At 56.5% G+C, this 2,296-nt stretch carries 1 protein-coding gene; it reads left to right on the forward strand.

The features are described 5' to 3' along the window. Positions 1-1,132 precede the first annotated feature (1,132 nt). Positions 1,133-2,170 carry a hypothetical protein gene (locus tag MXD95_RS07580; protein ID WP_250639825.1) on the forward strand — a complete coding sequence of 346 codons (1,038 nt, stop codon included), beginning with the start codon at positions 1,133-1,135 and terminating at the stop codon, positions 2,168-2,170. Positions 2,171-2,296: the final 126 nt, after the last annotated feature.

Consider the following 2,296-nt stretch of genomic DNA (forward strand, 5'->3'; position numbering starts at 1 on the left):
GCTCGGGTGGTGCGGCGGGCTCGGGTGGTGCGGCGGGCTCGGGTGGTGCGGCGGGCTCGGGTGGTGCGGCGGGCTCGCCGGTCCCATGGCTACGGTGGGCGTTGCGGTCAGAAGTCATCATTGCTGCAGTCTTGGCCGCGGTAGCAACATTGATTACAAGCGTGCTGGTGACAGTCCTCAGTCACGAGTCAGACGCAGCTCCTCATCCTCAGCCATCGCCAGTCTCTACCTCGACTCCGACGCCGCTAGTCGTGCTCGTGCCGACGCCTGCGGCGCCAGTAGAAACACAGACGCCCAGTAGTGAGGCGCCATCTTCCTGCGCCGGAGATGATTGCTTGAATGCAAGCAATGCTGTGCCGTCAGATTCGGCTATCAGACGGGCTGGTACTATAAATATTCCCCCCGGCATCTATGTAAATCTAGATTCTACCGCTCCGAACTGGGATGTTAGTGACCAGTTCAGCCCGACCGGCGGGGATGATATTGGAAACAGAGACTCCAGTCTGGTTATAGGTTCGTCGACGCGAATTGCTCGGCCGCTCGATCGCTCGGGAGCTTTTGACTCTTGTTCGAGGGCGACAGAATATGTCTTGCAGGCTTCAACGTCCATAGGATCGAGTTACTGCGTCAAGACAAGTGGCCACCGATACGGCTTGGTCACTGTTGAGAATAAGAGTAAGGTCGGTTCGGAGGGAGATTTGATTACAGTTAAGGTTAAAGTTTGGTCCTATGTGGATCAAGCTGAGGCCGAGAAGAAGTCAAGCGATAATAAGATTACTGTTATCGTGGTGGTAGTCCTAGCTGTAGGATTTCTTGTCGCCATGTTTTCTGGTCCGTCGGATGATTCGCGAAATTACGATCGTTCCAATAGGAGACCGCCTCGCAGGTACTATGATGATCGACCGTACCGCACGCGCACTCCAAATCGGCGCCGGAGTGAATGGTAGTTTTCTGGGTGAGCATTATCGGCGACTCGCTGCTGCGACTGCCGTGCTCAACGAGCCTAGGGGCTTGACTACCGCGCTGACTGCCATAGCTGCCGGTAGCTACTGTAAGATGGCCGCTGAGTGATGTGTCTCCTAAATAGAGGACGGCAGAGGATCGGAGGTCGGACAGAAAAGTGGTTGGACGGGTGCAGTCAAACGGTGGTGGCGATGTCACTTTCCTTGAGCAGAAAGAGCCCATTGATGAGTATGGTCGGGCGCTGTATGCAGTTGCCCGATCGATCGTGCGGGCGCAACTTGATCAACTGACGAGTGACGACCTTACCGATCTTAATTGTGACCGTGCTGATGTGACCATGCGTCAGCTTGCCAAGGTTGCACGACTGGATCGCGACAAAGGAATGCGGGGCGACGGCTTTGAGTGGGCGGTCCACGAAGCGATCTCTGGGGGAGAACCTCTGACCTCGGAGATCGTCGCGACGGCTCTCGGGAAGGCGTCTCCCAGACTTTTTAAGGGCATGGACCGGCCGAGCTCTGTGCTCTTTGGTTATGAGCGCGCAAAATACCTTGGATTTCTGGAGGCGGTCGTCAACAATGCCGGAGATCAAGCAGTTCTTTTGCCGGACGGGTCCGGCAGGCCGTATACATTCGGGCCCTGGGTAAAAGTGGCTGCGAAAGGGAAGATCGCGGAGGATCTTCTGGGCCCCCGAATCCGACAAGTGTGGAAGACTGACATATTTCTGAGCGACGATCATACTCTCAAATATGCCGCGGCTACTATCAAGAGCAACTGGAAGTTGCTTGAAGCGGGCAGAGGTCTTCGCGTAGGGATCGTTCCGGAGGCTCCTGGATGCCCGCCGGGAGTTCGATTTGACCGTAAACTAGGTCTGTGGTTGGCGGTATTTCCGGACCCGAATGGATTTATGGGACTTTTCAACGATTGCTATTGGGCTGTTGCTGCAGCGGTTTGCACGCTCGGTAAACATGAACGGCCGCCTTATTACATGAAACCCAGCGCGAAGGCGCAGCGCCTGCAGGAGCAATTGGAGAAGTATCCGACCGCTCGCGTTCAGGATATTGAAGCCGCCCTCAATGATGCGGCTCAACAGCATCTGATCGGAGTGTCACACCGTCTCGTGTCGGTCGAGGCGCCGGCCTGGCTGCATATCAACGAACAGCGTACGCCAGTGACGGCCCCGAAGCCGAGTTTCGAACGGCTGGACTGAAGAAGTTCCAACGTCAGCGACGCGCCGGCGAGCACGGCGCGGGGGGGCCCGCGCGCCCCCCCCCCCCCCCCCCCCCCTTTAAAAAAAAAAAAAAAAAAATGCCCATTCTAATAATAAACGGGTGTG

Origin of the sequence: Frankia sp. AiPa1, assembly GCF_023243075.1 — a bacterium.
Classification (GTDB): domain Bacteria; phylum Actinomycetota; class Actinomycetes; order Frankiales; family Frankiaceae; genus Frankia.